The following is a 23170-nucleotide window of genomic DNA, read 5'->3' as shown; positions in this document are numbered from 1 at the left end:
TAGCTATAGCAATCCTAAATGATTCAGATAAATTTGTAGGGGTAGTGCGACCCCTACTCCCCGTGCCTACCCCCTATCTATCGGGCAACCACGGGGGGATTGCCCCTACAATAATTAGGAGAATGATTTAGGATTGCTATATATCCGTAAATGCGATCGTCAGCAATTAGGAGTAGGAAGTGTTCACAAAATTCAACCTAATTACCTTTCTGGCTCTGCTGCGGAATCAATTTCCTAGGAAACACCACTTTTCGTAGTTCTTCTGCTCCTAAAACGATCGGTGGACACACCAGCAATAGCAGCCATTGCCAGGGTGCTAAAGGTGCTGTCGAAAAGATGCGGCTCAAAAATTCGTTATTGATCGCGAGCACCACTAAAATCCATTCAATGGCAATTCCGAGCCAGATTTGTGGATTAGAAAAGAATCCCAGCCGCAGAATTGATCCGCGTTCCGATCGGCAGGCAAAGACATTGCCCGTTTGACAAGCCACAACCGATGCCAGAGTCATGGTGATGGCTTGAGTATAGATGGCGATCGTAGCGGCATCTGCTGAATGAGACAGAATGCTTGGGGTTGCGGCTTGTAATTCTGCCAAGTCATAACCGTAACTCCACCACACCAGAAAAAATGCTGCCATCGTTAGGGCAGCTTCCAGCAATCCCAAGAAGCCATAGCCGCGCAACAGCAGAGAGCGATCGAGAAGCGGTTGCGATTTTTTCCGGGGGGGCTGCTGCATGGTTCCGGCTTCTGCCCGTTCTGCACCCAATGCCAATGCAGGTACTATATCAGTTCCTAAATCAATGGCAAGAATCTGCATGATTACCAGTGCAGGAGGAATTTTCAACGCCACCATGAACAGAAATGGTACTAATTCCGGCAGGTTTGATGCCAGGATGTAGGTCATAAATTTGCGGATGTTTTGATGCACGGCTCGCCCCTCCTCGATCGCGACAACGATCGTCGCAAAGTTGTCGTCAGTAAGGACAATATCGGCGGCTTCTCGTGCCACATCGGTGCCATTCATCCCCATCGCGATGCCAATATGGGCAGCCCTTAATGCTGGTGCATCATTGACTCCATCCCCCGTCACCGCAACTACATCCCCGATCGTTTTATACGCTTCCACCAGTCGCAGCTTATGCTCAGGAGACATCCGAGCAAACACTAGCCCCGATCGATATTTCAGCATTTGTTGCAATTGAGCATCCGACAGATGCCCCATGCCTTCACCCGTTACCACCCGTACAGAATCCGTAACTAATCCAATTTTGCGGGCGATCGCCTCAGCAGTCAGTCCATAGTCACCCGTCACCATCGTCACCTTAATTCCTGCCTGATGGCACTGAGCAAGAGCCTCTCTTACCTCTGGACGGGGCGGGTCAAACATCGCCACCAGACCAATAAAAATCAAGTTTTGCTCTAAGTCTTGCGATCGCAAATCCAACATTTCACTCCCCCCACGGCGCGCCGCCACCCCCAAAACCCGAAAGCCCTGCTGGGCTAACTCATCGTTAGCCGCAACTATTTCATTCGAGTCGGATTGAGTGAGTTCTGAGAGAGTTCCATTCCGCAAGATAGATGTGCAGTGTCGCAACACTTCCAGCGGTGCCCCCTTGGTAAAAGCCAGGTTCGGAAGCTCGCTATTCCATAGCGCGGACGATCGCCAGTCCAACACCACCGTCATCATCCGGCGACGAGAATCAAAAGGCACCTCCCGCAAGCGGGGAAGCTGTTTTTGCAAAGTTTCCAGATTCAATCCGGCTTTGGCAGCAGCCACCAGCAGAGCCGCTTCCGTTGGATCGCCAATTTCTTGCCAACGGCTAGGCGCTGTCACGTGAATCAGCCGTGCATTCGAGCAAAGTGCCGCCCCCGTAAGCAGCAAATTGACTTTCCAGGATTCTTCAAAATTCGCGGGAATCTGAACCTCACCAGCCGTAGGATCGTATCCAGCGCCAGTCACTTCAATCAGAGTCGCCGTCATCGATGGATGGGATTTCTGCTTCCCGTTAAGAGGTGGTAAGACAGCCGACTCTTGGCTGGCAGGATTTGGGCTGTTCTCCGAAGATTCCCAGGGAAGCCAGAGATAATGCACCGTCATTTCGTTTTTAGTCAACGTTCCGGTTTTGTCGGTGCAGATCACCGTTGTAGCGCTCAGGGTTTCCACAGCCGAAAGACGACGCACCAAAGCATTACGGCGCACCATTCGTCGCACTCCGATCGCCAATGACAAAGTAACCGTCGGCAGTAATCCCTCTGGCACCAGCGCCACAATGATCCCGATCCCAAAAATAAAGCTCTCTTTGAGCTCCATCCCCACCAGCAGGTATGTCAGCAGAAATACCAGAACTCCCATACCAAGGGCGATCGCAGTGATGATCCGCACAATTTCAGCAACCTGCACTTCCAACGTGCTGGGTTCCCGTTTCACAACGGCGGTGAGATGGGCTACGTGACCAAACTCAGTTTGTGCTCCCGTGGCATACACCACCGCAACGCCCCTTCCTGACGAAACCGTCGAGCCTGCGAGCACCAAATTGGGGATTTCCGCCAGATTGACTTTTTCTTGTAAGGGATGTTCGCCCGCTGGTATCGTTTTGCCACCCCGGATTGATGCAGCTTCGCGCACCCGCACCGGATGAGCGTTACGGGCAACAGGAAGCGATTCGCCAGTCATTACAGAAATATCCAAATACAGGCTTTGATCTGTGACTAACCGAGCATCCGCAGAGACGCGATCGCCCTCTTCCAATTGCATCACATCTCCACGCACCAGTTCCTTTGCCGGAATCTGCTTTAGTTCCCCATTCCGATACACTTTCACCTGCATCGGTAACACGTTCTTTAAGGCCGCTAATGCTTGCTCTGCTTGAAATTCTTGCCAAAAACTGAATACTGCATTAATCCCGATCACCGCCCAGATTGCCCAACCTAATTGAGGGGTTCCCGAAATGAATGCCAAAATCCCTGCCACCCATAGCAGCAGGGCCATAAAGTGCCTTAACTGATCGGTAAATCTCAGCCACAGAGGGCGATGTGCGGGTTCGGGCAACTCATTCGTGCCAAATTTTACGAGTCGATCGAAAGCTTGCTCATCAGATAACCCCTTGTCGCTGATTTCAAAGGATTGATATACATCTTCTGGTGATAGGGTCCAAATTGGTTGATGCGATACTGCCATACATCCCCACCCTAGAAATAGTTAATGCAATCATTCTTGGCATATTTTCCGACGAATTTACGTAAACTTAATTTTTCTTACAATATCCCTCTTATTGAGCCTGCAGGGCGATACTTTATTTTTCCCAAATGTCTATTTAATAAAGTTCGTTTTATGCGGTTTGTTAAATTTAATATGTTTAGGATTGTTGCGCTCTGTGCAGGCTGATGATATAATTAGTAGTTTAAACAGTAAAAAATATGTAAATAAAAAACTTTTATTTAAAAATGTGGATTGAGCTATGATTGACTGTCTCAATAAACATAATAACAGCCCTAGGAAAAACAGGTTTAGCTTAGACAAGTGCTTAAATCATACTCATCTTGAATATTCTTGACTCGAAAACTAGCATTAAACTTTTTCTTAAACTGAATTTGTAGCTGTTGTATACTTGTTGTTTGTTTAGGCACGCGAGTAGAGACAACAAAACATAGCTTCTTGATTTTTTGGGGATTGTCCGAAAGTAATCGGATAGTTGATTCTATTTGTGCAACTGCATGGACAATATCGCTTCCCTTCAACTCCACATATATTTCTACTTCATCCGAAGGCATAAGTGCGTAGTCACAACGCAAAGTCTCGTTATCACTGATCGCGCAGCCATCAACCTTAATTGTTAATATTTTGTCTTGATTTGGGTTGAGGAAAGTTATTTTACTTTTGTTCTCCTGTAAGACAATTTTTGTGTCACATCTATACTCCTCACATTCGGGAAGACTTTTCATATACGATTCAAACTAAGTTCAGAAGTTGCTCGAATTCAATAGCTAGGTCATCAGAAACAGAATCAATCACTTTTGCATCTATCAATCCAGTCTCAGGACACACAATACTACTGCATTTTCCCTCCATTAAAACATAGGCTGAGAGATCGGAAACATCTAGTGATTTGTATCTAGACACAATTTTTTCTAATTGACGCTGTACGTCTGCGCTGGATTCCTGATAAAGCAGACCAGCCTGGAGTAAATTATTAAATGCTGTTAGGACATAGGGACTATGGGTAGTTATGAAGAATTGAATTTGCTCCTTGCGACAATTAAATACAGTAGCCATCAACTCGACAACATTACGCTGTGCGCTGGGAAATAAATGCGCTTCTGGCTCCTCAATATACACTGTCTGCCCAATACCCGATGAAGTTAGAAAAGGTAGTGCAGCTAGCATGATTGTCAGAGGCAATGTTTCCTGTTGACCGGAAGATGAGTTGGCAATACTAATCCGTCTTCCATCTGCCACCTCCAGAAAGTCTTTCCCTTTTTCGTGTACGTGCTTCCCACATAGAGAATTTTCTATGAGCCTGTCTATTTCCTCTTGTATATCTTTGGCATTTGTTTCTGCAAGCCTACTTCTAGATACTATAGCGGAACGTTTTATATTTTCATATGTTGAACCAAACTCTCTTAAAAATGGATCTAGCGCGTTATTACTCGACAAAAAAGAAAAGATGTTATTCTGAAGATTAGCAAAAAAAGAGCGACCTGCAGGAATAAACAACTGACTAAACGCTGCCTCTCGGCTGATAGATTTTACTAAAGATTCTACAAAGAAATCTCTCAAAACCTGGTTGATTACATATAGCCGATCGAAACTCTCATACTTAGGATTTTCTTCAGAATATTGAACTCTTATTTTTTTAAGTAAATTGCGTAGCTCTGTAAATTCCTTATTGAATAATTCGGAATAGCGGAGTACAATCTTGCCTTTAGATTCCTTTTTTCTACTAACTTCTATAAAAATATTTGCCAGCTCATACCGTATGAAAAAATCTTGTTTTCCCCAAGAATTGGGAGGGAAATATTCCTCAAATTTCTTGGAATAGTTGGAATCTAGATTGCGTTTGGTCTGCTCGTTCTCTACAATAGATAAAATTTCCCATACGAAGTTCTTAAAATAGAAAAGAAGTTTGGCGCAAACACTTTTACCACTGGCTTGGGGGCCAATCAGTATATTTATGCGCTTGATCTCAATCTCCAAATCTGTGATACCAGCAAAGTTTTTAACTGTTAATTTTTCAGCCATAACTGGAATTCAAGCAAGCTAAGGGATTTTACTATATTTTAACATTCAAATTAGACCTTCAGTGTTAACAATTATACTCCTGAGTCAAATAAACGGAATTAGCCACCCTAGCGTTATCCTAGGGTACTAAGATACCAGCGATTTCCTTGTTTAGTGCCGCATAGCCTTCTGAGTTAATATGCAGACAATCTCGACTGTATTTGGGGTTAACAATCCCCTGGAAATTCGCCAATACGGGGCTGCTATCAAAAACAATTACTCGATCGCCTCCTCAATTGGTCTAAACTCTCGCCCACAAAGCCAAGCCGCCGCCCCTTCCCCTAGCCGCAATTATCCCATCTTCTACCAGAAAATATGCAAAAAATGCCTGCTTCCCCACACTCAAACTAAAAAATTCCGCCTCCCGCGCTTCTCCACCGCGAATAAATCCTTGATACACAGTTTTACCCAACACTTTCACGGTAATTCTGGTAAAATCAAAAGCTAAAATATTTTTATTAACCAAAAACTTAGTCGGCCCCGAAAGAGTTAGTACGATCGCCCCAACTTGCACCGAATTCTCCACCCTGCCGGTTTCGCTATTCTCTTCCCCTTCAGCAAAAGGTTCTGCCGAATAAGCAATTTGAATTTTCGCAATCCACTCAGGGATATAACGTCCCGCGCCTAACACAATTCCCGCTTTTTGTCGAGTCTTTTTCGTGCCGGTGATAAAGCAGAGTTGCCAGTTGCCGATTAATTGCTCGAAACCATAGCGAATTTTATTTTGTTTCGCCCTTTTCTCAGCTTCTAAGAGGGCTGCGACTACGGCGGCGGGAGATGGTTTAGAATTAGATTTTGCAGCTTGTTCTAGAATAGATAGATTTTCCATTTAATAATATACAGATTTGTATTTTAAGGGTGGTAGCTGAGTCTAGATCCCCCTAAATCCCCCTTAAGAAGGGGAGTAGGGGTTGACTTTGAATCCTTCTGAACCCGCCATTTTTAACAAGGACTTTGACTGCTTCTTGTCCCCCCCTTATTAAGGGGGGCTAGGGGGGATCGAGCCTACAGTCAACTGCTTGCTTCTTGTCCCCCCCCTTGTGTTTTGGGGGGCTAGGGGCGATCGAGCCTACAGTTAAATGCCTAAGTCCTAAAGCTGCAAGACATTGATAATATTAGCTGAAGTAGCGGAGAAAAACATGGTTGCGATCGCCCCCACAGACACAGAAATCATCGTCATCGGCAGCGGGATAGGCGGCTTGACTTGCGCTGCAATGCTTGCCCGCTATGGCTTTGAGGTTGTGGTTTGCGAAAGCCATTCGATCGCGGGCGGCGCCGCACACGGTTTTGAACGGGACGGATTTAGCTTCGACTCCGGGCCCTCCCTGTACTCAGGATTATCCTACAGCCCGTCTGCCAATCCGCTGCGGCAAGTTTTGGATGCGATCGGCGAAAAACTCCCCTGCATCACCTACGATACCTGGGGTTGCTGTTTGCCAGAAGGCGATTTCGACACATCCGTTGGTGCGAGTCAATTTGGCGAAGTGCTCGCACGACTGCGCGGCGCGGCAGCAGTCGCCGAATGGCAGCAACTCCAGCGCATCATGGAACCCTACGCCAAAGCTGCCACAGCCTTGCCCTCCCTGGCTTTGCGCTTCGATTTGGGCGCTGTTTTTACCCTCGGCAAATTTGCGCCGGCTTTCCTGCAAAGTGCTGGCGAGGCGATCGCACTTGCAGGCCCTTTCAGCAAAATTATGGACAAAAACGTCAAAGATCCGTTTGTCCGAAATTGGCTGAATTTGTTGTGTTTCCTGCTGTCTGGACTTCCCGCCGACGGAACGATCGCAGCCGAAGTCGCTTTCATGTTCGCCGACTGGTATCGCCCCAATGCAGTTTTGGACTATCCGATCGGCGGTAGTGCAGCTTTAGTAAATGCCCTGGTACGCGGTTTAGATCGCCACGGAGGGCAGTTGCTGCTAAATTCCCACGTTGCAGAAGTTTTGGTGGAAAACAACCGGGCTGCGGGCGTGCGGCTGCGATCGGGCAAAATTATTCGATCGCACAAAGCCGTCGTCTCCAACGCTTCCGTGTGGGATACCCTGAAACTGTTGCCTGAAACCTCAGTCCCGCAAAGGTTTCGGCAACAGCGGCAGGCGACGCCGGAGTGCGACAGCTTCATGCACCTGCATCTGGGAATTGATGCTGCCGGAGTGCGATCGGACTTGGCTTGTCACTACATCTTCGTCAAAGACTGGGAAATGGGCGTTTCCCCCCCTCAGAACGTCGTTCTCGTCTCGATTCCCTCCCTGCTCGACCCCGACCTCGCGCCTCCGGGAAAGCACGTCATTCACGCATATACCCCCGGAAACGAGCCTTACGATTTGTGGCAAAAGCTCGATCGAACCAGCGAAGAGTACAAACTGCAAAAACAAGCGCGCGCCGAGGTAATGTGGGAAGCCTTAGAGAGAATTATCCCCAATATTCGATCGCGCTGCGAAGTCACCTTAGTTGGGACACCTCTAACCCACGAACGGTTTTTGCGCCGCCATCGCGGTTCCTACGGGCCCGGAATTCGGGCGGGTAGCGGCTTGTTTCCCGGCCCGACAACACCTTTAGCGGGGCTGTTTTGCTGCGGAGATTCGACGTTTCCGGGAATAGGTTTGCCCGCTGTTGCTGCTAGCGGCGCGATCGCCGCCAATACGATCGCACCTTTGGACAAACATTTGCAATTGATTCGGGAAGTTATTAGTTAGTTGTTATTAGATATCTCCCATAATTATTGTGGAACAGGCAGGATGCCTGTTCAAAACCTGCTTTTTAGGAGATGTCTATTAGTTATTTGTTATTTGTTATTTGTTAACGGGATTATTGAAGGGCTTTCCTAGCGAAGGATGCGAACCCAAGAGTAAACAATAATTTGATATTAGTTAGTAAAATGTGACCGATATCTGTCAGCATATAAATAGATAGTTCGATCGCAAAGAGGCCACCGTGCAACCCGTAGACTTTACAACTTTAACCGCAGCTTGCAGCGAACTGCGAGCCCAATGGCTGCCAGCGCGCTTAGAACAAGTCTACCAGCGCGATCGATTTACCGTGTCCCTAGCCCTCCGCACCATGAAAGGGCGTGGCTGGATTGACCTTTCCTGGCATCCTGTGGCCGCCCGCATCTGCGTCGGCGACCCCCCGCCCCGCATTCCCGATACCTTCACCTTCAGCGAACAACTGCGGCATCAACTCAGCGGTTTAGCCTTAGTTTCCATCGCCCCTGTTTCCTCCTGGGAAAGAGTCATCGACTTGCAATTCGCCAAACGCCCCGGAGAACCTGCCCTCTGGCACCTGTACGCCGAAATCATGGGCAAATACAGCAACGTCATCCTCACCGCCCAAGATAACCTCGTTGTCACCTGCGCCCACCAAGTTAGCGCCAAACAGTCCACCGTCCGTCCCATCCAAACCGGGCAACCCTACGAAATGCCCCCGTCTTTGACCGATGCAGTGCCGAGTTTGAGCGAATCTCAAAACCGCTGGCAATCACGAATTAGCCTGGTTCCTGGGCAATTAAAGGGCAATCTGTTGAAGAATTACCGAGGGATGAGTAAGGCTTTAGTTTTGTCAATGATTCGATCGGCTTCTTTAGACCCCGAACAATCCACCGACAGCCTCAATCCCGACGACTGGCAGCAACTATTCCAACGCTGGCTATACTGGCTGCAATGCCTAGAAAACTCCAAATTTCACCCAAGTTTTACCCCCGAAGGCTACACCGTCATCGATTGGCCGACACCAGAAAATCACAATGTAGGGGCGGTGCCCCCGTGCCCGCCCTCTGATTCTTCTTCGGTTCAAGAATTACTTAACAGCTACTACACAGGCGAAATCAATCAAGAAGTATTCGCGCAACTGCGGCATCAGCTTACCCAAAAACTCAACAACGTCCTAGCCAAACTGCGCCTAAAAGCCAACACATTTAAAGAACGTTTACAGCAATCAGCAGACGCCGACACCCACAAATCCCAAGCCGATTTGCTGATGGCAAATTTGCAGCATTGGGAACCGGGAATGAAATCAATTTCTCTCCCCGACTTTGAAACCGAAAAACCAGTTATCATTTCCCTAAACCCGGAAAAAAACGCCGTTCAAAACGCTCAAGCCCTCTACAAAAAACACCAAAAACTTAAAAGAGCCCGCATTGCAGTAGAACCATTGTTAGCCGCCGTACAGGAAGAAATCGACTATTTAGAACAAGTTGAAGCCGCACTTTCGGTATTGGAAACCTACCGCAACACCCAAGATTTGCAAACCCTCGCCGAAATCCGCGAAGAACTAATCCAGCAAAAATATCTAGACGTACCAGATTACCGCAGTACGGACAAAAATGCTGCGATCGAATTTCACCGCTACCAAACCCCCAGCGGCTTTGAATTATTAATCGGGCGCAACAACCGCCAAAACGACCAACTCACTTTTCGCACCGCCAACGACTACGACTTATGGTTCCACACCCTAGAGATTCCCGGAAGCCACGCCTTGCTGCGTCTCACACCCGGTACTGTGGCTGAAGAAACCGATTTGCAATTTGCAGCCGACATGACTGCTTACTACAGTCGCGCGCGCCACAGCGAACAAGTCCCCGTAGTTTATACAGAACCGAAATATGTATACAAGCCGAAAGGTGCTAAACCGGGTATGGTTGTATACAAGCAGGAGCGAATTGTCTGGGGTAGACCGCAGCAAGCCCCGGCTTGATTTATACAAAGTGTGTGAAGGGTCGATCGGCAATCGAAACCTCGTTTTTACCCAAAATAACCTGTTTGGAAGCGATAAACCTACGCAGAAACCGGATTTTTGAAGCCAGCTTTGATTATACAAAGTGACCGGGAGTGCGATCGTCCCCTAATATCAAATCCGGTAGCATCGTCCTGTATTCATCTCTGTATTCTCTCCCTCTGCGTTCTCTGCGCCCTCTGCGGTTAAATCATTCCGATGCAACCGGAAACGATATCAGAATTTATATTCGCCTGTAATGTAAAGTTTTATTACAGAAAATTAAATTTTGTTGTTATAATACCCCTTAAGAGAGATGATGTTTCTGTTAGAACCCTTTGCAAAGAAACGTGCAACTTGGGTTTCCTCACTGTGAGAACAACACTGTGGGAACACAACGGATTTAACTATTTGTGCAGACCAGCTTTAGCAAAAGCTGGTCGTTTCTGTTTAAACCCTAAACCCCAACTCAGACAATTTTAGATTGGCGATTTTAGATTTTAGATTAAAACCGCCAATCTAAAATCTAAAATCTAAAATCTAAAATCGATGTGGGCTGCTCCTAGAAAGTAAACGTCGTTCTGACAACCCCAATCACCAAATCAGAATTATTCTTATTGTGGTCAGGAGCAGTCAGCCAAATCAGACCAGGAGTGATAGAAATATTATCGCTCAACTTAAACTGATAAAAACCTTCAACGTGCAGCGAAGTATCCTTATCTTCCGGCAAAGTCCGATTAGTAGAACTCGTCACCCGCGGCTCCATACCTACGATAATCCCCGCCACATTTCCTTCTTTCAACAAATCAGGAAAAGCCAAAGTAACTGCCCAGTTCCAAATTTTTTGATCGCCCCGCTGCACAGAACCCGTAGGAGTACCCAAGTTGGATAAAATGCGCTGATTAGTGTAACCAGCCCAACCGCCAATTGCAAATCTCCGGTTCAACTGCCACGAAGCTTGCGCGCCGTAGGAATTGCTAGAAACTGGCACATTGCTATCGCTGTCGAACCCGAAGGAACCGAGACGCTGCGGAAAATTAGAAGCATTGCTGCCGGTATTGGTAATTAAGTTGTAGGAATTAACGTAAGTTAAACCTAAAGCCATTGTGTCGCTCGGTTTGAAAGTCAACTGAGCCAAACCGCCGTAAGAACCGTTGAACAAACCGTTACCCCGCGTGGGGTTCGCAGGGTCGCCGGCCAAATACCCCAAACTAAGCTCTAATTTTTCCCCAAACTCATGCCGCAGAGCGATGCCAGAACCACCAAGCAAATAGTAAATTGGGTTGCGAGTACCGAAATTAGAAAGAGCGCCGTAGCTGCCGTCTCCGTCAAAGTAAGGGTTGACAGTGTTAACAAAATCATCAGCAGCGCCGGCGTTAGCTTCGAGAATTACAGTCGTGCTTTTGCCTAGAGGGAATTGGTAAAGCAGCGCATCTAAAGCTACTATATTGTTAGCCTCGCCAAAAGGCCCGACATTAAACCGCAATTCCCCTTCAGCAGTTTTCGTATTTTCCGTAGAAAACGCACCCAAATTTAAAACTTGTAATCGAGTTCTCAGCAAATCTTCTCCTGAGAAACTCGTGTCGAAATTGATACGAACCCTGCTACCAAAAGCCGTGGTTTTATCAGCTTCGCGACCCTCGGCATCATCTCCCCTGGCGATACCGGCCAAACCAAATATCACTTCGCCGTTGAGTTTAGTCGTAGTTGAAAACTGATTTGCTTCTAATTCAGAGGCGCGCGCTTCCAAAGCATCGACGCGGCCGCGCAAAGTTGCCAATTCCGCCGCAAATTCTTCTTGCAACCTTTGCACAGAAGCCAAATCTTCTCGCGTCGCCAGACTTCTGGAACCGCCTTGAATCAGCTCGCTAACTTTATCCAAACACGCATTTAAACCTGCTGCAAACTCGTAGCGAGTCATCGCCCGGTTGCCGCGAAAAGTGCCGTCAGGATAGCCAGCTATACAGCCGTAGCGCTCTACTAGGGATTGCAAAGCTTGGAATGCCCAATCGGTTGGCCGAACGTCGGAAAGTTGCGACACAGATGTTACTTGGCCGGCCGCATTTTCGCTGCTACTGTCTTCGGCGCTGTATTGGTTGATTTGTTCTAAAAGATTAGACTGTGCTTGAGGTTGGGCAATTGAATCAGTCGATTGGGAAATCTGCTCTTGGGCGCTTAAATTAGCAGGTGCAACGGCGGGTTGGGTTTCGCTTAAGTTTGCGGGCGCGACTGCGGGGATTTGCTCCGCGACAGGTTGTTCGGCACTTAAATTGGCGGGCGCGACTGCGGGTTTGGTTTCGCTTAAATCTGCTGCAACTGCGTTTTCGGGTGCTTTTGCTTGTTCGGCAACTGGGGCACTCAAATCGTTAGCGAAAGCGTTGCGATCCGAAGGAAAGCCCTCGTAGAGGTTCGCACTTTCTTTCTCAATAGTCTCAACAGTCAAGTTGCTAGCTAGTGACGCTGGTTCGGCTGTCACCGCTGCCGTCTCAGACTTTGCCACCTCGGTTGCAGCACCTGCTAGTTGCAATTGATTCGCTTGATCTGTGGCGGCAATTTCTACAGGTTGCTCTGCTGCTAGGGCTGTCGAAGATACGACTAAACTTGCTGCCAATACCGCCGGACTAACTAAAAGTCCCTTCCACAAAAATTTGGACATTTTTTCCTTACACCACATTGAGCCGATCGCCCGTTCCGAAGATTTAGCCGATCGCAAATCACCTTTAGTATTGAGCCTAATAGTATTAATTGTCAACAATCTGGGAAATCACTGCCGGAAAGTCCTGTTTTGCTGTGGCTGATTTGACAAAAACTCCGTTTATTCCCAAAATCCTTGGTTTGACTCACCGAAGAGCACCATTCTCGCTTAACAGGCAAGATGCCTGTTCCACAAGAAAATTCACTCTTTGTGGAACAGGCCGAAAAGCCTGTTCCTAAACAAGTAATTGAGAATGGTGCAACATCTCAGTTTGAAGATACCTACCTAGAAACCTGGTTGATGCCGCGATATTGCGTAAGTTATCCCTCAGTAAGATTAATATTGACAGAACTGGCGCTAACACATCGTTCGATCGGCTACAAATACAAGTGAAAAAACTCAAATACGCCCTAGTTCACGAATGGTTGACGCCCTTAGCTACTGGCGGTTCAGAACTCGTAGTACAGGAAATCCTCAAACACGTAGACGAGGCAGATGTCTATGCCCTCATCGACTTTGAATCAAGCAATCCCGAAAGCTATCTTTTCGGGCGACAGATTGGCACAACTTTTTTGCAGCACTTTCCCAAGGCCCGCAGCGGCGTCCAAAAATATTTGCCATTTCTGCCGATCGCGATCGAACAACTAGATCTGCGAGAATACGACATCATCCTCTCATCATCCCATGCCGTCGCCAAAGGCATCCTCAGCAGTCCCCAGCAAATGCACGTCTGCTACTGCCACACGCCCATGCGCTACGCTTGGGACTTAACTTTTGACTATTTGCGTAGCAGCAAAGCCGGACGGGGCATCCAAGGTCTGCTGACGCGATATTTGTTGCATCGACTGCGGCAGTGGGACGTAATTTCCGCCAATCGCGTTGATTATTTCATCGCTAACTCTCAACACACTGCGCGCCGAATTTGGCGGTGCTACCGGCGGCGGGCCGAGGTGATTTATCCGCCGGTAAATATCGAGCGATTTTCCTTGATGCGGCAAAAACAAGACTTTTACGTCACGGTTTGTCGGTTGGTAAGTTACAAAAACGTAAGTGCGATCGTCCAAGCATTCAATCAACTAGGGCATACTCTCATTGTCATCGGCACCGGGCCAGAATTAGAAATGATTCGGCTTCTCGCCAAACCCAACGTGCAAGTGCTCGGCTGGCAGCCCGCCTCCATAGTTGAGAAGTACATGGCAGAGGCGAAAGCCTTTGTCTATGCAGCTTGCGAAGATTTTGGCATAGCTTTGGTAGAGGCTCAAGCTTGCGGAACACCGGTAATTTCCTATGCAGCCGGGGGCGCTTTGGAGACAGTGCTCGACATTCGCCAACACCCAGAGACTGGGACTGGTTTATTTTTTTCCTCCCAAACCGCAGCAGCATTAGTCGAAGCTGTCGAGGAATTTGAGCAGTTGCAAGGCAAATTTGAGCCAGAAATCAGCAGGTTGCGCGCTCAACAGTTTGCCCCCGATGTCTTTGGGCAGCGCTATCTAGCTTTTGTGGAACGCTGCTATCAGGAATTTCAATCCCGTGATTTTACCGAGTCTGGGGCTTGAGGGTGCCAGAACCCGATAGCGGGACAATCTTCCTTCTGCCTTTGTATAAGTGCCTTCAGAAGACCTCTGCATCAGTGCCTTGTGCCTTCTTCCTGGTGCGTTGAGAAGCCATCTTCCTTCTTCCTTCTGCCTTTTGAAGCCTTCTGAAGGCAGAAAATTGAGTATTGGCAACATAATTGAGAGAACAAAGCGTCTTGAGGCTTTATGATCAGGACTGTGTGTGGTGTGAAGTGAAGGAGTAAGATGACTGCCGACAGCCAACTAATCTCCGGCAAGGTAATTCGAGCGATCGCAAGACGCGGTTTTGGGTCTGTCCTGCAAGGAGATAGACGCATAAGTCGTTCTCTACAGAGCCTCGACGGAGAACTTTTCAAGCGGTTATTTGACATCCTGTTTTCCTTATCGGTTCTGATCCTGTTTGCTCCGGTTTACCTGCTTTTGGCTTTCTTAATCGCCTTAAGCTCGCCCGGTCCTATTTTTTACGTACAGGAACGAGTAGGCAAAAACCGTCAAAGGTTTTATTGCCTGAAATTCAGAACGATGGTGGAAAATGCGGATGATATATTGCTGGAAATCATGGAAAATTCTCCGCATTTGCGTCAAGAGTTTGAGGACAATTTCAAGCTGAAACAAGACCCTCGAATTACCTGGATTGGAAGATTTTTACGAATGACCAGTTTAGACGAGTTTCCCCAGTTTTGGAATGTTTTAAAAGGAGATATGAGCGTCGTCGGGCCGAGACCTTTAGTTGAAGAAGAACTGCCGAGATACGGTCGTCACATCAACAAAATTCTCACCATAAGACCTGGAATTACAGGCTTGTGGCAAGTGTCCGGTCGCAACGACATTCCCTATCCCCGTCGCGTCCAAATCGACCTCTATTACGCAAATGACAAAAACCTTTGGATGGATATGTGGATTGTTTTCAAAACAATTGGAGTTGTGATTTTTCCCAAAAATAACGGCGCATACTAATTTTTGTCCGCAGTCAGCAATCGGTAGTTAGTTTTATTTGTTACTGACCACTGATGCTGACTACTGACCGTCAGCGACAAACTCTTTGTCAAAACTTAACAGTTCCTGGATGCCGATCGAATAATTGTGAGCTTAACTAAAGGGGCAAATAGTTAAATAAACCTACCTCTTCTTCATCTAGAAAGATCAGTTCTTCTAGATAGACTACTGTAGGTTTAGGTGTTAAGCTTAACTCTATAACCTTTGGCTTAAGGGGGATAGCCTACTTATCTTGGGATAGCCCACTACCCAACAGCGTAGGAAGTAAACTTCAACTGGCTTTAGGTAACTAAAGTTAAGTTTGAGTAAGTTTTATAAAGCAGTTTGAGAATACGGCCGGCAGGGAGCAACAGCCTCTGCCAAAAAATTTATTGTGAATTAACACAGCCTGTCAAAGGAAAATCAGATGACCCAACGTAAGCGAGCGCTAATAACAGGTATTACAGGTCAAGACGGCTCGTACTTGAGCGAATTACTGTTAGAGAAAGGATATGAAGTTCACGGCATTATCCGGCGCAGTTCTAGTTTCAATACCGATCGAATTGACCACATCTATGTCGATCCTCACAGCGAGGGTGCGCGCCTGTTTCTACACTACGGCGACTTGACGGACGGCACCACTCTCCGCCGGATATTGGAAGAAGTTCAGCCGGTAGAAATTTATAACTTAGGCGCTCAATCTCACGTTCGAGTCAGTTTTGACTCGCCGGAATATACGGTTGACACAGTAGGAATGGGAGTATTGCGCCTGCTAGAAGCAATTCGGGACTATCAGCACCGCACCGGCATAGAAGTGCGGTTCTATCAAGCAGGTTCTTCGGAAATGTTTGGTTTGGTACAGGAAGTTCCGCAGAAAGAAACAACTCCTTTTTATCCCAGAAGTCCTTACGCCTGCGCCAAAGTTTACGGTCACTGGCAAACAATAAATTATCGCGAATCTTACGGACTTTTTGCCTGCAACGGCATCTTGTTCAATCACGAATCTCCCCGTCGTGGCGAAACTTTTGTAACTCGCAAAATTACTCGCGCCGTGGCCAGAATAGTCGCCGGCAAGCAGAAAAAGATTTACTTGGGCAATCTCGATTCCAAGCGGGACTGGGGCTATGCTAAAGACTACGTGCGGGCGATGTGGCTGATGCTGCAACAAGACAAGCCTGACGATTATGTCATTGCTACCAACGAGACCCATTCCATTAAGGAATTTCTCGATTTAGCTTTTACTTACGTCAATTTAGATTGGCAAAAATATGTGGAGTTTGACGAACGCTACTTGCGGCCTGCAGAAGTCGAACTGTTGATAGGCGATTCGACTAAGGCGCGCCAGCAATTAAATTGGGAACCTTCTGTAACTTTTCAGGAGTTAGTACATTTAATGGTAGATGCTGATATCAAAGCTTTAGACGAGCAAGGTCGGGGTTCGGGCAACGGATTTGATTAAGTCGCTAAACCAAGCCGTCAGTGCGAACAATTTGTAGGGGTAGGGCCCCGTGTTTACCCATTTCACGGGGCGCACAGGAGGATAGCCCCTGCACAACACTTCACAACCGATGAGAGGGTTGTTACAGCTATTAGCGTAGCGCGATCGGCATTCAAAGAACCCGCTTAATTGCTCCCAAAATTTTCGGAGGTGCGGGCTAATAAAAACATTAAAATGATAGTTGAGGGCTCGCGGCTCATAAATCTAACTTTTGGGTGTGCAATGAGCAAATTGTCCCTATCTGCCGCAGCTAAAACAGATTTGTGGGCCACCTCATCCTGTAGCTGAAAGCTTTTTTTGCTAAAGCAACAATTTTAGAATTGAAATTGTCGATCGACCTTTATTCAAAATCCCGAGGCTAAAATTATGACCAGCTTGGATTTAAGCAACAAACGCATTCTAGTCACGGGCGGCGCCGGTTTCTTGGGCCGTCAGGTAATCGACCAGCTAGTAAAAGCAGGGGCCGATGCTGATAAAATTTCTGTAAGTCGATCGCGCGACTGCGACCTCCGCGTCATGGAAAACTGCAAGCGCGCCGCCGACCAACAAGATATGATCGTTCACCTCGCCGCCCACGTCGGCGGCATCGGCTTAAACCAACTCAAACCCGCTGAATTATTTTACGACAATTTGATGATGGGCGTGCAACTAATCCACGCCGCCTACGAAGCAGGAGTCGAAAAATTTGTCTGCGTCGGCACGATTTGCGCTTATCCCAACTTCACCCCAGTTCCTTTCAAAGAAGATGACCTGTGGAACGGCTATCCAGAGGTAACTAACGCACCTTACGGAATTGCCAAAAAAGCTTTATTAGTGCAACTGCAATCCTACCGCCAGCAGTACGGATTCAACGGTATCTACTTGCTACCAGTAAATCTGTACGGCCCGGAAGATAACTTTGATCCGAAAAGTTCCCACGTCATCCCCGCATTAATTCGCAAAGTCCACGAAGCGCAAGAAAGGGGAGACAAAACACTCCCAGTTTGGGGCGACGGCAGCCCTAGCCGCGAGTTTTTGTATTCCACAGATGCCGCCCGAGGAATTGTGATGGCGGCTCAATCTTACAGTGAATCTGACCCAGTTAATTTGGGAACGAATAGCGAAGTTAAAATTCGCGAGTTAGTGGAAACGATTTGCGAATTGATGGGATTTGAGGGAGAAATTGTTTGGGAAACAGACAAACCGAACGGTCAGCCTCGCCGCTGTTTGGACACGGAAAGGGCTAAGGAAAAGTTTGGTTTTGTTGCTGAGGTGAAGTTTAAGGATGGGTTGAAAAATACGATTGATTGGTATCGACAACACGCAGTTTGAGTGTGAAAAACCCGGTTTCTTGAAGAAACCGGGTTTTTTTAGGAATAATACTAAATGCGGGTTAGAAACCTCATTTATAATAGTCGCCGGTTGCCACCTATCCTACACAAACCAGTCCGCCTTCTGGCACTAAGAAATTATACAAATTCGGGTGAAAATTCACTCACAATAGTCGGCAGCAGTGCCGTGTCCCTACTGCTGTGTCCTGTATTTCATCCGAGTGAAAACTGCTATAATACAAATACCTCGACTGAAATCATCGAAAACTGAATTTTGGGAAAGCCAATGATTGCCGATCGCACCCACAATTATATCTCGCCGGAAGAGTATCTGAAGTTAGAAGAACTCAGTCCGCTCAAACATGAGTATATTCAGGGCGAAGTCTATGCAATGGCAGGTGCAAATGACGCTCATGTAACTGTTACTGTCAACTTAGTTACCTTGTTGAGAAATCATGTTCGGGGTAGGGGCTGTCGTGTTTATATGTCCGACATGAAAGCCAGGATTGAATCGAAGAATATTTACTACTATCCTGATGTGATGGTAACGTGCGACGAACGGGACAAATCATCTCAATCTTTTAAAAGATATCCTTGTTTAATTGTCGAGGTGTTGTCTAATGGTACGGAAGGATTCGATCGGGGCGATAAGTTTGCTGACTACCAAGAATTAGAAACCCTTCAAGAGTATGTGTTAATTAGCCAAAAGCGTGAGCGGGTAGAGTGTTTTCGTCGCAATGCTGAAGGGTTGTGGGTGTTGTATTCCTATACTCAAGGAAGCGAAATTCACTTGGCTAGCGTAGATTTTCGCACAGGTATTGATGCTATTTATGAGGATGTAATTTTTACGAAGGAAGATTCAGAAGCAGAAATTGACGAAGTGCGATCTAGGGAATAAATAATTAAAATTATCAAAGGAACTAATAATTACCATGTTATCCCCCGCACCAAACCTCGTCGAACAAATCAATGATTGGGAATTTATCGAGTTGTGGGTAGATCCGATTGTTTTCCCGCCTCGAATTCTGATGTTAGTGGGTGGCAAAAATGGTAAGTGTTGTATTTACGAGCCATCGGCGAATTATAAACCCCTGTTTTTAAGTTCAAGTTACGATGAGGCTCACTCGTGGCTAGTGGAAGATGAATATGAGCGAGTTGACGGTAGGCTTTTAGCCTCGGAAATAGTTTGAGACTGTGATATTATGAGGGCGATCGCGCCTCAGTTAAGGAAGGGCGATCGCTTATTCAGCAAGCCCTATGATAAACTAAATTGCAGGTTTATTGTCTAATTAGTTAATGAGTAGAATTAACCGTGAAAGGAACAGATTAGAGATCAATCTGTTAATAATGAGAGAATAGGTAATCCATCAGATGTCCAATTTTCTACAATATTATCAACTAACCATGTTTGCTCAAATCCTTGAAATATTTGGTCAATATCCTGTTCTTTGGTGAGATTTTGGATAAACTCAAAAATTTGTTGATTCCTTTTTTCTGCAACTATCTCTAGTTGATGGTTAGGTATAGATGCAGCAAACGTTAAAACCAGGATAGAGCGATTCCAAATAGATGCACCAAGTCGATTAGTCAAAAGGCGTAGTGTTCGCTTTTCATCTGGACGAAAACGAGTTTCGTTAAGCCTACTCACATAGATGGTTGCATAAATCTGAGCTAAATTAACTTTAGCCCGTACTAAAGATAGGTAGGCTTCATCACAGGCTTCGTTATCCTCGGCTAATCCAGGTGTATCGATAAGAGAGACATCGCCTAGAGGAGTTTTGTAAGCATAATGCTCAACAATTTTTGTACAAGCTTCATACTCTGAAGTCTCAGCAATGTAACTACCAAACGCGGCATTGATAAAACTTGATTTACCAACACCTGTCCGTCCCACTAGCAGGAATTTACGCATAGTTTACCAACGGAAAAACCCACCTAAAAATCCTATTGCTGCACCAATTGCACCCCCGATACTAGCACCGACAGGCCCAGCTATAGATCCAATTGTAGCCCCAACAGTTCCTCCCATCGCTGCAAGTCCTAGCACCTCAGAAGTCTTATTTGCGACTACTGCAGCCTGCCTCTCATTAAGCTCAATAGGTGTATATGTTGGGGCTGGCTCATAAATTTTTTCTATTATAACTTCTCTTTCCTTATCAGGTCGTTTGACTCGCTCTACAGTTGCCATGAAAAATGGTGCTGCACCTTTAGCAGAAATTCTTGCATATATCTGCGTATAAAGTTCACCTAACCATTTTTGTCCATCGGGAGTTCTCTCACTTTTGTTATCAACTGCAACTGACGGAACGTTATTTGCTATTCCAATCCCAGTGTATTTAGCGATCTCTTTCCGAATGAGTTCCGTCCTTTTCTCCAATGCAATCGGATAGTCTGAGGCATTCTTTGCACCTGCAAAAGTAAATATAATAACAGCTTGTTCCCAAATTTTTGAATTGAAAGCCTCAGAAATCAGTTTGATTCCTCGTTTTTCGTCATTAGTAACTCTTGTTTCATCTAAACGGCTGACAAACCACATAGAGTCAACATGGCTGACATCGGAACGCATCCGTTCTAAATATTTATAATCATTTCCAACTTCCTCAAGATCATCGCACAAGCCAGGAGTATCAATTATAGTGAAATTAATCCCATTGAGTTCATTCTCATACTTTTTAATATCCATTGTACAAGGTTCATAGTCACCGACTACAGCAATTGTTTTACCCATCAAACTATTTACAGTGCTTGACTTTCCAACTCCTGTACGGCCAACTAATAGAAAAGTGAATTTTTTGCCCGGCGTTACTTGCAGTTTTTCCTTCAGAGTTTCTAACCATTTTCTTGCTTGCTCTTCATCATTGCTATTGAAGACAGACATAGCTTTATTCTCCTAGTTTACCAACGAAATAAACAACATGGAATTTAATTGTCGCTATTAAATTACGACCTTTAATTCCGTAAATATATCATATACAGAATTTTTCATTGTAGTCTATGATTAACTGTAATTAAATGTAATTAATGTTACAGAATATCTCTCTTGCAAAAAGTCACATTTTGTAATAGATATCATAAAATGTCAGAAAAAGTCTGATAAAATAAGCAAAACCACTACACCTACCCGACCAATGGACGTTCAAGAAGTCTTGAGATTTGCCGACGAAATGGTTTTCGCCAAAACCGGAGAACACTTCGACGATCTGCAAAAAGCTATCCTGCTGGGTGTATGGGAAGGTCAAAAATACTCTCAAATCGCAGAAACATCATATTGTAGCGAAGGTCACATCAGAAATATCGCCTCAAAATTATGGAAACGTTTATCAAATGTATTAGATGAAGAAGTAACTCAATCAAATTTACGCTCTGCACTTGAAAGACAACAAGTATTCATCGTATCATCAAATTTTGGCAATGATTTTCTACACATTGGTAACGTCAATGTTTGTACAGATACCCAAGCTTCAGAAATTCAAAAAACCCGATCGCCCTCCACCCCCACCTCAGACACATCCCAACCTCAAACCAGACTAGACTTAGCAGACGCACCTCATATTTCATTATTGTGCGATTCGCCTGATGGCGATAGCTTCGCTTCACGCACATCCGAACTCGCCACCCTAGAAAAATCGATCGTCCAAGAAAAGTGCAACCTCGCAGCAATATTAGGACTCAGCGGCATTGGCAAAACCGCACTTTCCCTCCACCTCATCCAAAAAATTCAGCATAACTTTGAATACGTCATCTGGCGAAGTCTCCGCCACTCCCCACCCTTAGAAACTACCCTAAAAAATCTCCTAGAATTTCTCTTAAATCAACCCGAAATCGAACTCCCTAGCAGCATCCCCGATCGACTTTCCCTGTTAATGGAATTTCTGCGAAAAAACCGCTGTCTCATTATCCTCGACGACGTGCAAACCATTCTCTGCAGCGGACAATTAGCAGGAAATTACCGCCCCGAATGCGAAAATTACAGCATCCTCTTCAGACAAATCGGAGAAACAACCCACAACAGTTGTTTAATCCTCAACAGTTGGGAACCACCCAGAGAAATTACCGCATTAAAAGGAGAAAAATCACCAGTTCGCAGCTTACAACTCAAAGGCATAGGTACAGCAGCAGCCGAAATTTTCCGGCAAAAAAGTTTACTCAATCCCGAAACATGGGAAAACCTAATTAACACCTACCGAGGCAATCCATTGTGGTTGAAAATAGTCGCCACCACCATTCAAGAAATATTCCGAGGTAGGGTTGCAGAATTTTTGAAATATGATACGCTATTCTTAGGGGAAGAATTGGCAGCAACATTGCACCCGCAGATAAATCGTTTGTCAGAATTAGAAAAAAAACTAATCTGCCGCCTCAGCCGCGAAGCAAATTCAGTTTCAATAGAGCAATTGCTACAAGATGCCGATTTATCGCCCTCGGAGTTATTCAACGGGCTGCAATCTTTGGGGAGGCGATCGTTAGTTGAAATAGAAGAACGGGAGAATGAAACGCTATTCAGCGTTTGTCCTGTGGTGAGACAATATGTGCTCTCAAATCCAGTTGGTTGATACTTTCCCACAGTCCGGCAGTCCGGCAGGGGTTTAAACCCCTGCCTCAAAGCTAAAGTCGGTTAAAACCGACTAGAGAATGTGATGGAAATGCAATTAATTGTAGTCCTCTTTGAGAGGACTTTCGCTATGAGACAGGGGTTTTCAACCCCTGTCGGACTCCAAGTCAGACGAGAGATTCGATCGCAAATATGAATACTCCTCAACCTTCATTAACTAAAACCGAATGTTGATACTTTTCGACAGTCCGACAGTCCGGCAGGGGTTGAAACCCCTGCCTCAAAGCTAAAGTCGGTTAAAACCGACTACAGAATGTGATGGAAATGCAATTAATTGTAGTCCTCTAAAAGAGGACTTTCGCTATGAGACAGGGGTTTTCAACCCCTGTCGGACTGGAAGTCAAACGAGAAATTCGATCGCAAATATGAATACTGCTGAACCTTCATTAACTAAAACCGAATGTTGATACTTTTCGACAGTCCGACAGTCCGGCAGGGGTTTCAACCCCTGCCTCAAAGCTAAAGTCGGTTAAAAATGATATGTTGCACCATTCTCAATTACTTGTTTAGGAACAGGCAA

General features: G+C 46.0%; 17 protein-coding genes. 10 read left to right on the top strand and 7 right to left on the bottom strand.

What is annotated here, in order from left to right; translation table 11 throughout:
* Positions 1 to 197: 197 nt before the first annotated feature.
* From QUB16_RS07965 to QUB16_RS07950, 4 genes are all read right to left on the bottom strand, one after another.
* Positions 198 to 3179, bottom strand: coding sequence for a cation-transporting P-type ATPase (locus QUB16_RS07965; RefSeq protein WP_333315332.1), 2982 nt, complete (start codon positions 3177 to 3179; stop codon positions 198 to 200).
* Between the two features lie 329 nt (positions 3180 to 3508).
* Entirely contained in the window at positions 3509 to 3943 is a 435-nt protein-coding gene (locus tag QUB16_RS07960) for a hypothetical protein (RefSeq protein ID WP_333315331.1), read from the bottom strand.
* A gap of 7 nt (positions 3944 to 3950) precedes the next feature.
* Positions 3951 to 5240: an AAA family ATPase gene (locus QUB16_RS07955; protein ID WP_333315329.1), complete on the bottom strand. Its 1290-nt coding sequence runs from the start codon at positions 5238 to 5240 to the stop codon at positions 3951 to 3953.
* Between the two features lie 280 nt (positions 5241 to 5520).
* Entirely contained in the window at positions 5521 to 6108 is a 588-nt protein-coding gene (locus QUB16_RS07950) for a hypothetical protein (RefSeq protein ID WP_333315328.1), read from the bottom strand.
* A 310-nt stretch (positions 6109 to 6418) separates the two neighbouring features.
* Between QUB16_RS07950 and QUB16_RS07945 the strand changes: the two genes are divergently transcribed.
* Together QUB16_RS07945 and QUB16_RS07940 are read left to right on the top strand one after the other, a co-directional pair.
* Positions 6419 to 7972, top strand: a complete 1554-nt coding sequence (locus QUB16_RS07945) for an NAD(P)/FAD-dependent oxidoreductase (protein WP_333315359.1) — start codon at positions 6419 to 6421, stop codon at positions 7970 to 7972.
* 238 nt (positions 7973 to 8210) lie between these two features.
* Positions 8211 to 9968: an NFACT RNA binding domain-containing protein gene (locus tag QUB16_RS07940; protein ID WP_333242200.1), complete on the top strand. Its 1758-nt coding sequence runs from the start codon at positions 8211 to 8213 to the stop codon at positions 9966 to 9968.
* Positions 9969 to 10548: 580 nt separating this feature from the next.
* Here the strand turns inward: QUB16_RS07940 and QUB16_RS07935 are convergent.
* Positions 10549 to 12642, bottom strand: a complete 2094-nt coding sequence (locus tag QUB16_RS07935) for an iron uptake porin (RefSeq protein WP_445251105.1) — start codon at positions 12640 to 12642, stop codon at positions 10549 to 10551.
* Between the two features lie 219 nt (positions 12643 to 12861).
* Between QUB16_RS07935 and QUB16_RS07930 the strand changes: the two genes are divergently transcribed.
* From QUB16_RS07930 to QUB16_RS07900, 7 genes are all read left to right on the top strand, one after another.
* On the top strand, positions 12862 to 13074 hold the full coding sequence (locus QUB16_RS07930) for a hypothetical protein (protein WP_333315326.1): 213 nt from the start codon (positions 12862 to 12864) through the stop codon (positions 13072 to 13074).
* The gene (locus QUB16_RS07925; protein WP_333315324.1) at positions 13071 to 14237 is read left to right on the top strand and encodes a glycosyltransferase; all 1167 of its coding nucleotides are present in this window, start codon (positions 13071 to 13073) and stop codon (positions 14235 to 14237) included. Before QUB16_RS07930 ends, QUB16_RS07925 begins: the two co-directional genes overlap by 4 nt.
* Positions 14238 to 14480: 243 nt before the next feature.
* Positions 14481 to 15212, top strand: a complete 732-nt coding sequence (locus tag QUB16_RS07920; RefSeq protein WP_333315322.1) for a sugar transferase — start codon at positions 14481 to 14483, stop codon at positions 15210 to 15212.
* A 445-nt stretch (positions 15213 to 15657) separates the two neighbouring features.
* Positions 15658 to 16689: a GDP-mannose 4,6-dehydratase gene (gene gmd, locus QUB16_RS07915; RefSeq protein WP_333315320.1), complete on the top strand. Its 1032-nt coding sequence runs from the start codon at positions 15658 to 15660 to the stop codon at positions 16687 to 16689.
* Between the two features lie 405 nt (positions 16690 to 17094).
* Positions 17095 to 18039 carry a GDP-L-fucose synthase gene (locus QUB16_RS07910; RefSeq protein ID WP_333315318.1) on the top strand — a complete coding sequence of 315 codons (945 nt, stop codon included), beginning with the start codon at positions 17095 to 17097 and terminating at the stop codon, positions 18037 to 18039.
* Between the two features lie 285 nt (positions 18040 to 18324).
* Positions 18325 to 18936, top strand: a complete 612-nt coding sequence (locus tag QUB16_RS07905) for a Uma2 family endonuclease (protein WP_333315357.1) — start codon at positions 18325 to 18327, stop codon at positions 18934 to 18936.
* A 34-nt stretch (positions 18937 to 18970) separates the two neighbouring features.
* Complete coding sequence (locus tag QUB16_RS07900; protein WP_333315317.1) at positions 18971 to 19228, top strand: hypothetical protein; 258 nt, start codon at positions 18971 to 18973, stop codon at positions 19226 to 19228.
* A gap of 143 nt (positions 19229 to 19371) precedes the next feature.
* Here the strand turns inward: QUB16_RS07900 and QUB16_RS07895 are convergent, their stop codons facing one another.
* Together QUB16_RS07895 and QUB16_RS07890 are read right to left on the bottom strand one after the other, a co-directional pair.
* On the bottom strand, positions 19372 to 19950 hold the full coding sequence (locus QUB16_RS07895) for a GTPase (RefSeq protein ID WP_333315316.1): 579 nt from the start codon (positions 19948 to 19950) through the stop codon (positions 19372 to 19374).
* 3 nt (positions 19951 to 19953) lie between these two features.
* Positions 19954 to 20916 (bottom strand): GTPase, encoded by a 963-nt coding sequence (locus QUB16_RS07890; protein WP_333315315.1) that lies wholly within the window; start codon positions 20914 to 20916, stop codon positions 19954 to 19956.
* 250 nt (positions 20917 to 21166) lie between these two features.
* Here QUB16_RS07890 and QUB16_RS07885 point away from each other — a divergent pair, with 250 nt between their 5' ends.
* Positions 21167 to 22591 (top strand): NB-ARC domain-containing protein, encoded by a 1425-nt coding sequence (locus tag QUB16_RS07885; RefSeq protein ID WP_333315314.1) that lies wholly within the window; start codon positions 21167 to 21169, stop codon positions 22589 to 22591.
* The last annotated feature ends 579 nt before the right edge of the window (positions 22592 to 23170 follow it).

It is taken from the genome of Microcoleus sp. D3_18a_C4 (genome assembly GCF_036702415.1).
Classification (GTDB): Bacteria; Cyanobacteriota; Cyanobacteriia; order Cyanobacteriales; family Microcoleaceae; genus Microcoleus.
This window is presented reverse-complemented; position numbering and strand designations above follow the sequence as displayed.

Coding starts and splice junctions, on each gene's coding strand:
- QUB16_RS07965 (WP_333315332.1), bottom strand. CDS start 3,179: ATGGCAGTATCGCATCAACCAATTTGGACCCTATCACCAGAAGATGTA.
- QUB16_RS07960 (WP_333315331.1), bottom strand. CDS start 3,943: ATGAAAAGTCTTCCCGAATGTGAGGAGTATAGATGTGACACAAAAATT.
- QUB16_RS07955 (WP_333315329.1), bottom strand. CDS start 5,240: ATGGCTGAAAAATTAACAGTTAAAAACTTTGCTGGTATCACAGATTTG.
- QUB16_RS07950 (WP_333315328.1), bottom strand. CDS start 6,108: ATGGAAAATCTATCTATTCTAGAACAAGCTGCAAAATCTAATTCTAAA.
- QUB16_RS07945 (WP_333315359.1), top strand. CDS start 6,419: ATGGTTGCGATCGCCCCCACAGACACAGAAATCATCGTCATCGGCAGC.
- QUB16_RS07935 (WP_445251105.1), bottom strand. CDS start 12,642: ATGTCCAAATTTTTGTGGAAGGGACTTTTAGTTAGTCCGGCGGTATTG.
- QUB16_RS07930 (WP_333315326.1), top strand. CDS start 12,862: ATGCCTGTTCCACAAGAAAATTCACTCTTTGTGGAACAGGCCGAAAAG.
- QUB16_RS07920 (WP_333315322.1), top strand. CDS start 14,481: ATGACTGCCGACAGCCAACTAATCTCCGGCAAGGTAATTCGAGCGATC.
- gmd (WP_333315320.1), top strand. CDS start 15,658: ATGACCCAACGTAAGCGAGCGCTAATAACAGGTATTACAGGTCAAGAC.
- QUB16_RS07910 (WP_333315318.1), top strand. CDS start 17,095: ATGACCAGCTTGGATTTAAGCAACAAACGCATTCTAGTCACGGGCGGC.
- QUB16_RS07905 (WP_333315357.1), top strand. CDS start 18,325: ATGATTGCCGATCGCACCCACAATTATATCTCGCCGGAAGAGTATCTG.
- QUB16_RS07900 (WP_333315317.1), top strand. CDS start 18,971: ATGTTATCCCCCGCACCAAACCTCGTCGAACAAATCAATGATTGGGAA.
- QUB16_RS07895 (WP_333315316.1), bottom strand. CDS start 19,950: ATGCGTAAATTCCTGCTAGTGGGACGGACAGGTGTTGGTAAATCAAGT.
- QUB16_RS07890 (WP_333315315.1), bottom strand. CDS start 20,916: ATGTCTGTCTTCAATAGCAATGATGAAGAGCAAGCAAGAAAATGGTTA.
- QUB16_RS07885 (WP_333315314.1), top strand. CDS start 21,167: ATGGACGTTCAAGAAGTCTTGAGATTTGCCGACGAAATGGTTTTCGCC.